The sequence below is a fragment of the Streptomyces sp. OZ13 genome, assembly GCF_052068155.1.
Lineage (GTDB): Bacteria > Actinomycetota > Actinomycetes > Streptomycetales > Streptomycetaceae > Streptomyces.
The window spans coordinates 281,213-288,449 of the sequence record NZ_JBQHCZ010000010.1; the positions used below are offsets into that span (position 1 = coordinate 281,213).

The following is a 7,237-nucleotide window of genomic DNA, read 5'->3' on the forward strand; positions in this document are numbered from 1 at the left end:
TGGGTTTCAGGAACCGGGCCGTGCCATGGCGGCGACGAAGGCCCGCTCGACGTCCGCGGCGGACAGCACGCCGTAGATCTCGCCGGACTCCTCGACCACGAGGTACTCGGTGGCCGGTGTGGCCCGCAGGGTGTCGAGGAGGGCCTCTCCGGCGAGTTCCGCGGGGATCTTCATGCCTTCGGTGAGGTCCTGTGCCAGGCCGCCGACGGCGACCCAGGGCCTGCGGTGCTCGGGGACGCCGACGATGGCGGCCTCGCGGACCAGCGCGGTCGGGTCGCCGTGGCCGTCGACGACGACCAGGGCGCGGGCGCCCCCCTCGTTGGCCCGGCGCAGTGCCTCCGACAGCGGGGTGGCCGCCTCGACGGGGACGGCGCGGCGGGTCAGTGCGCGGGCGGCAAGTTCCGGCAGGTGCTCCCGCAGGCGGGCCATCCGCAGGCTGTTGCCGGCGCCGGTCCAGATGATGGCGGCCAGGATGGCGGCCAGCAGGGCGTCGGTGACGGTCTCCGCCCCGCCGATGTCCTCGGTGGAGTTCCCGAGGGCGCCGGTGTGGGTGAGGAGCGGCAGGCCGATGAGGACGGCGACGGCGAGCGCCCGGCCGACCCACGCGGCGGCGACGGTGCCGGCCATGGGCCTGCCGGTGATCTTCCACACGACGGCGCGCAGCATCCGGCCGCCGTCCAGGGGCAGACCCGGCAGCAGGTTGAAGGCCGCGACGATGAGGTTGGAGATCATCAGGCCGGCGAGGAGCACGCCGGGGACGGTGCCGGGCTCCACCGCGTACATGCCGAGGTAGAAGACCCCGGCCAGGGCGAGGGAGAGCAGCGGTCCGACGAAGGCGAGCCAGAACTCACGGCCCGGCGTCTCGGTCTCCTTCTCGATCTCGGAGACGCCGCCGAAGAACTGGAGCTGGATCCGGCGCACCGGCAGCTTGAACCGGAGCGCGGCGACGGTGTGGGCCAGTTCGTGGACGAGGACCGAGGCGTAGAAGGCCACGGCGAAGAACAGCGAGACGAGGTAGCGTGCGCCGCCGAGCTCCGGCAGCACGCGGTCGAGCTGTCCGCCGAAGACCCAGGTGATCAGGGCGGCGACGACGAACCAGCTGGGGGCGACGTAGACGGGCACGCCGAAGGGGCGGCCCATGAGGAGGCCACCGCCCGGCTCGGCGGGGCGCCGCGGTCTGCCCTTGCCGGACGTCTTGTCCGGCCCGGACCGCTCGCGCTCACCGCTCGTGTCGTCCTCGTTCACGGGTTCCCTTCGGGGCGAAATGGGGTCGTTGCGAATGGTCGTCGCTCGAAATCATGACGTGCTCGGGGTCTGTGGTCGATGGTATGCCGCTCGCTGTCGGTGGCGGGCCGTAGGGTCTGCGTCATGAGTACGAGCCAGCAGCCCGCAGAGCCGGCCACCGACGGGTCCGCCACGCCGGTGGTCCCCCGGCCGGCCGTGGCCGCCCGGCCGGAAGTCGTCGACGAGCCGGCGCCTGCCGCCCTCGTGGACGGCACGGCCACCGCGGCGCCCGGCGCGGCCGGGGAGCCCGCCGCGGCCACGGCACCCGCCGCCGGCGACAACGAGGGCCCGGGGCAGCCGGCGCGGAGCTCGCCGGCCGGCGGTCCGGCCGTCGAGGAGCCGGCGCGGAGCTCGCCGACCGGCGGTCCGGCCGTCGAGGAGCCGGCGCGGAGCGCGCCGCCCACGTCGCTGTCACCCTCGCGTGCGAGCGACTTCATGCAGTGCCCCCTGCTCTACCGGTTCCGGGTGATCGACAGGCTGCCGGAGAAGCCCAGCGAAGCGGCTACCCGGGGAACGCTGGTGCACGCGGTGCTGGAGCGGCTCTTCGACGATCCGGCGGCCGAGCGGACGGCGCCGCGCGCCAAGGCGATGGTTCCCGCCCAGTGGAGCCGGCTCCTCGAGACGCGTCCGGAGCTGGGCGAGCTGTTCGCGGAGGACCCCGGCGGCGAGCGGCTGTCGCGCTGGCTCGGTGAGGCGGAGCAGCTGGTGGAGCGGTGGTTCACGCTGGAGGACCCGACGCGGCTCGAGCCCCGCGAGCGGGAGATGTTCGTGGAGACGGAGCTGGAGTCGGGGCTGCGGCTGCGCGGCGTGATCGACCGGGTGGACATCGCGCCGACCGGCGACGTGCGGATCGTCGACTACAAGACGGGCAAGGCCCCGCGTCCCGAGTACAGCGAAGGCGCGCTGTTCCAGATGAAGTTCTACGCGCTGGTGATCTGGCGGCTGAAGCAGGTCGTGCCGCGTCGGCTCCAGCTGGTGTACCTGGGCAGCGGCGACGTGTTGACGTACGACCCGGTCATGGCCGACCTCGAGCGGACGGAGCGCAAACTGCTGGCGCTCTGGGAGGCGATCCGGCTGGCCACGGAGACGGGTGACTGGCGGCCGCGGCCGACGAAGCTGTGCGGCTGGTGCGACCACCGTTCGGTGTGTCCGGAATTCGGCGGCACTCCCCCGGTTTATCCGCTGAGCGTTTCCCCGCGCGCGTCGGCCGAGGATGGCCAGGGCAGAATGGGCCCGGTCTAAAGAAGGAGTACCCGTGGCTATCCGCGTCCTACTGGTCGACGACCAACCGCTGTTGCGCACCGGTTTCCGGATGATCCTCGAGGCCGAGCAGGACATCGCGGTGGTCGGTGAGGCCGGGGACGGCCTCCAGGCCCTCGACCAGGTGCGGGCGCTCCAGCCCGACGTCGTGCTGATGGACATCCGGATGCCCCGGATGGACGGTGTGGAGGCGACGCGTCAGATCACCGGTCCCGGCCGGGACGGTCCGGCGAAGGTCCTGGTGCTGACCACCTTCGACCTGGACGAGTACGTGGTGGAGGCGCTGCGCGCCGGTGCGAGCGGCTTCCTGCTGAAGGACGCCCCGGCCAACGAACTGGTGCAGGCGATCCGGGTGGTCGCCGCGGGAGAGGCGATGCTCGCGCCGAGCATCACCCGCAGGCTGCTCGACAAGTACGCGGACCATCTGCCGTCCGGCGAGGAGCCGGTTCCGGACACTCTCCACACGCTGACCGACCGTGAGGTGGAGGTGCTGAAGCTGGTGGCCCGCGGGCTGTCCAACGCGGAGATCGCGGCGGACCTCTTCGTCAGCGAGACGACCGTCAAGACGCACGTCGGCCATGTGCTGACGAAGCTGGGTCTGCGTGACCGCGTCCAGGCGGCGGTGTACGCGTACGAGAGCGGTCTGGTGCGCCCCGGCGCCCAGTAGCGGCGGCCCGTCCACCCGGTGGCTCGCCCGCCCGGTGGACGGTGCCCGTCGCGCCCTGCGGGAACGGCCGGTGCCCGGCAGTTGCTCGAAGCAGCTGCCGGGCACCGGTCTTTCTGCGGTCGCGCGTCCGCCCCGATCAGCTCCCGCCGCGGGACAGCTCCCAGAGCTGGAGGTCGGAGCTGGAGTTCAGCGCCCACTCGGCACCGCTCACGTCGTCGCGCGCGGCGACGTACTGCTTGCCCTGCCAGAGCGGCAGTACGGGGACGTCGTCCGCGACGATGTCCTGGATCTCCTTGAAGGCAGGCGACGCCGCGGTGCGGTCGACGTCGCGCCGCGACTGCGGGATGAGTTCGCGGGCCTTGTCGCTCACGTAGGGCGAGTTGAGGAAGTTGCCCTCGCCGAGGAACGGCGCCGTGTAGTTGTCCGGGTCCGGGAAGTCGGGGAACCAGCCGAGGCCGTAGACGGCGTAGTCGCCCCGCTTCTGGGCGGGCCGGAACTTGGACCACTCGGTGCCCTCGACCTTGACTTCGAAGAGCCCGCTCGCGTTGAGCTGGTCGCGAAGGGCCTCGAACTCCTTGGCCGTTCCCTCGCCGTAGTGGTCGGTGGTGTAGTGCAGCGTGAGCTGGACCGGGGTGTCGATACCGGCATCGTCCAGGAGCGCGGCGGCCTTCTTGCGGCTGGGCTCGCCGTACTTGTTGTAGAACGAGTTGGTGTGCGCCGAGATGCTCTTCGGGATGAGCGAGTAGAGCGGCTCGGCGGTGGCGCCGTAGACCTCACCGGCGATCTGGCCGCGGTCGACGAGCGACGCGATGGCCTGCCGGACGGCCTTGTTCTTCACGGCCGGGTCGCTGGTGTCGAAGGCGAGGTAGCGGATCTCCAGGCCGGGCATCTCGGTGAGCTCGATGCCCTCCTTCGGGTTCTCCAGCATCTCCTTGATCTGCTCCGGCGCCATGGTGCGCGTCATCAGGTCGATGTCACCCGACTCGAGGGCCTTGCCCATGGAGTCGGCGTCGGCGAAGGAACGCAGGACGACCTTCTCGTTCTTCAGCTTCAGGTCGCCCGTGTAGTTCGGGTTCTTGCTGAAGACGACCCTGGAGACCTTGTCCCCGTCGGTCTCCGTCTTCATCGTGTACGGGCCGGAGCCGTCGACCTCGAACCCCTCGCGCAGCTTCTTGCCGTCGTACTTCTCCTTGCTGACGATGCCGGCGGCCGGCGTCGAGAGCTTGTACGGGAAGGTGGCGTCCGGCGTGGCGAGATGGAAGATGATCTCGTTGTCGCCCTTGGTCTCGATGGTGTCGATGTTCGAGAGCAGGGCGGCCGTGCCGTTGTCGGCGTCGATGTCCAGGACACGCTGGATGGAGAACTTGACGTCCTCGGCGGTGACCGGAGTGCCGTCGGCGAACTTGAGGCCGCTGCGCAGCTTGCAGCGGTAGCTCTCGCTCACGGTGTCGGTGAAGAGGCAGCTCTCCGCGGCGTCCGGCACGGGCTCGCCGCCGCCGCGCGGGGCGTGCATCAGGGTCTGCAGCGTCTGCCGCAGCACGTTCCAGGCACCGGTGTCGTACGCGTAGGCCGGGTCCAGGGGTGCCGGGGCGTCCTCGCCGGCGACGAACTGGTCCGTGGTGCCCACGACTATGGCATCACCGCCGTCGGACCCGCCGTCCGTGCTGCCGCAGGCGACGAGCACGGGCGCGAGCAGGCCGACCACGGCCGGCAGCACCAAAGTCTTACGGTTCATCCTGGACGTTCTCCCTCACCGATCCGGCACTGTGATACAGCGATGTGTTCAAGACACTCCGCCGCCTCCGCCCGGTCGGGGCGGCGCGATCGGGCCGGGGATACAGACGATCGGTCCTGTGTTTCCGACGGCGGGGTGGCCGACGGGACACCACGGTGATGCAGCGAAGCTCTCGCGACGAGATTAGTCGGCAACGCCAGGAAAGCGTGACCGGGCCCGAGTTGGGCCGTAATCGCTGAGTGATCATCAACGCCTGTGAGTGGATGGCACTGCCACGGAATATTCGTAAACACCCACATCAATCGGGACACATAGGCCGCCCGAGACCCCTCCCGAAGGGGTATCGGACGCACATCATCCCTGGTTGCGCACCACTCACAGTGACGAAGGTCACGCCGTTCGACCCAATTCGATCAAGCCGGAAATCCGTTCGGCAGTCACGGAAAAGACAGAACTCACTGCCCTGGGTTTCCGACGGAATCGAAAAGCACGGACAGTGCCCGTATCACTGCTTTGCGCTGATGAGAGTGCGCAGAAAAACGACGTCCACTTCTTCCAGGGACCGAACGACGACCCGGCCGCCGGCCGGCTGGATCGGGGCCACGGACGGGACGGCGACCACCCGGCATCCGGCTGCCTCGGCGGATGCCACACCGGTCGCCGTGTCCTCCACGACGGCGCATCTCGCCGGTTCCGCGCCCAGACCCTGGGCGGCGAGGAGATACGGATCGGGGTGCGGCTTGGTACGCGGCACCTCGTCCCCCGCGACCGAGAGCGCGAAGTGCTGGGGCCCGAGAGAGGCGAGGATCCGGTCGATGATGCGCCGGTGCGAGGCGGACACGAGCGCCGTGGGCACATTGTGCGCCGCCAGCTCGGCGAGCAGCCGGGCCGCGCCCGGCATCAGCGGTACACCCCTGCTGATCCGCTCCTCGAACTTGTCGTTGAGCAGCACGGTCAGCTCCGCGAGGCTGATGTCCGCGCCGGTGGCCTCGATGAGATAGCCCGCGCTCCGGGTCATCGGTCCGCCGACCACCACGTCCCGCCAGGCCTCGTCCAGCCGGTGCCCGAGATCCGCGAAGACCTCCACCTCCGCGTCCCACCAGAAGCCCTCCGTGTCCACGAGGGTGCCGTCCATGTCGAGAAATACGGCCTGAAGTGCGGCCGCTTCCGCCGAACGGGTCAGTGACGCGGGGACCGTGCTGGTCATGGGCACACCTCCGTGAGGGACGAGAAGGCCGGCCACCTCTCCCAACGGCTCTCCCGCGGGGACAGGCGACCGGCCTGCACTGGACCGACCAGTGTACGACCCGAACGATCAGCGTGCGTTGAAATACTTCGCCTCGGGGTGGTGGATGACGATCGCGTCGGTGGACTGCTCCGGGTGGAGCTGGAACTCCTCCGACAGCTGGACGCCGATCCGCTCGGGCTCGAGCAGCTCCGCAATCTTGGCCCGGTCCTCGAGATCGGGGCACGCGCCGTAACCGAGGGAGAACCGGGCGCCGCGGTACTTCAGAGCGAACATGTCCTCCACGTCGGCCGGGTCCTCGCCGCCGAAGCCCAGTTCGGCGCGCACGCGGGCGTGCCAGTACTCGGCCAGCGCCTCGGCGAGCTGGACGGACAGGCCGTGCAGCTCGAGGTAGTCCCGGTAGGAGTTGGCCTCGAACAGCTTGGCGGTCTCCTCGCCGATGCGGGAGCCGACGGTGACGACCTGAAGGCCGACCACATCGGTCTCGCCGGACTCCTCGGGGCGGAAGAAGTCCGCCAGGCACAGACGCCGGCCCCGGCGCTGCCGCGGGAAGGAGAAGCGGGTCCGCTCGGAGCCGTCCTCACCGAGGATGATCAGGTCGTCACCCTTGGACACGCAGGGGAAGTAGCCGTGGACGACGGCCGCTTCGAGGAGGTTGTCGGTCTGCAGCCGGTCCAGCAGGCCGCGCAGCCGCGGCCGGCCCTCCGACTCCACCAGTTCCTCGTAGGAGCGGCCGTCTCCCGCCCGGGACTGCTTGAGTCCCCACTGCCCCTTGAACAGGGCGCCCTCGTCGAGCCAGGAGGCGTAGTCCTTGAGCGGGATGCCCTTGACGACGCGGGTGCCCCAGAACGGCGGGGTCGGGACCGGGTTGTCGGTGGCGACGTCGGAGCGGACCGCGCCTTCCTCCGGGCGCTCCTCCACGACCGCCGTCGTGGCCTTGACCCGGCGCTGCCTCAGCTCGGGCAGGACCGCGCCGGGGACGCCGCGCTTGATGCCGATGAGGGCGTCCATCAGGCGCAGGCCCTCGAACGCGTCGCGGGCGTAG

The 7,237-nt window shown here is 70.3% G+C and carries 6 protein-coding genes; 2 read left to right on the forward strand and 4 right to left on the reverse strand.

Translation table 11 applies throughout. The features are described from left to right. Positions 1–6 precede the first annotated feature (6 nt). Positions 7–1,245 (reverse strand): site-2 protease family protein, encoded by a 1,239-nt coding sequence (locus tag ACTMTU_RS23225; protein WP_441265408.1) that lies wholly within the window; start codon positions 1,243–1,245, stop codon positions 7–9. Positions 1,246–1,692: 447 nt separating this feature from the next. Between ACTMTU_RS23225 and ACTMTU_RS23230 the strand changes: the two genes are divergently transcribed. Further along, complete coding sequence (locus ACTMTU_RS23230) at positions 1,693–2,526, forward strand: RecB family exonuclease (RefSeq protein WP_441265425.1); 834 nt, start codon at positions 1,693–1,695, stop codon at positions 2,524–2,526. Positions 2,527–2,539: 13 nt separating this feature from the next. Beyond that, positions 2,540–3,211 (forward strand): response regulator, encoded by a 672-nt coding sequence (locus ACTMTU_RS23235; RefSeq protein ID WP_177151020.1) that lies wholly within the window; start codon positions 2,540–2,542, stop codon positions 3,209–3,211. A gap of 136 nt (positions 3,212–3,347) precedes the next feature. Here the strand turns inward: ACTMTU_RS23235 and ACTMTU_RS23240 are convergent, their stop codons facing one another. From ACTMTU_RS23240 to ACTMTU_RS23250, 3 genes are all read right to left on the reverse strand, one after another. Then, positions 3,348–4,946 carry an ABC transporter substrate-binding protein gene (locus ACTMTU_RS23240; RefSeq protein ID WP_441265409.1) on the reverse strand — a complete coding sequence of 533 codons (1,599 nt, stop codon included), beginning with the start codon at positions 4,944–4,946 and terminating at the stop codon, positions 3,348–3,350. A 505-nt stretch (positions 4,947–5,451) separates the two neighbouring features. After that, complete coding sequence (locus ACTMTU_RS23245) at positions 5,452–6,153, reverse strand: HAD family hydrolase (protein ID WP_441265410.1); 702 nt, start codon at positions 6,151–6,153, stop codon at positions 5,452–5,454. Between the two features lie 108 nt (positions 6,154–6,261). Continuing rightward, the coding region (locus ACTMTU_RS23250) for a vitamin B12 dependent-methionine synthase activation domain-containing protein (RefSeq protein ID WP_441265411.1) at positions 6,262–7,237 on the reverse strand (976 nt) is incomplete at its 5' end.

Coding starts and splice junctions, on each gene's coding strand:
- ACTMTU_RS23240 (WP_441265409.1), bottom strand. CDS start 4,946: ATGAACCGTAAGACTTTGGTGCTGCCGGCCGTGGTCGGCCTGCTCGCG.
- ACTMTU_RS23245 (WP_441265410.1), bottom strand. CDS start 6,153: ATGACCAGCACGGTCCCCGCGTCACTGACCCGTTCGGCGGAAGCGGCC.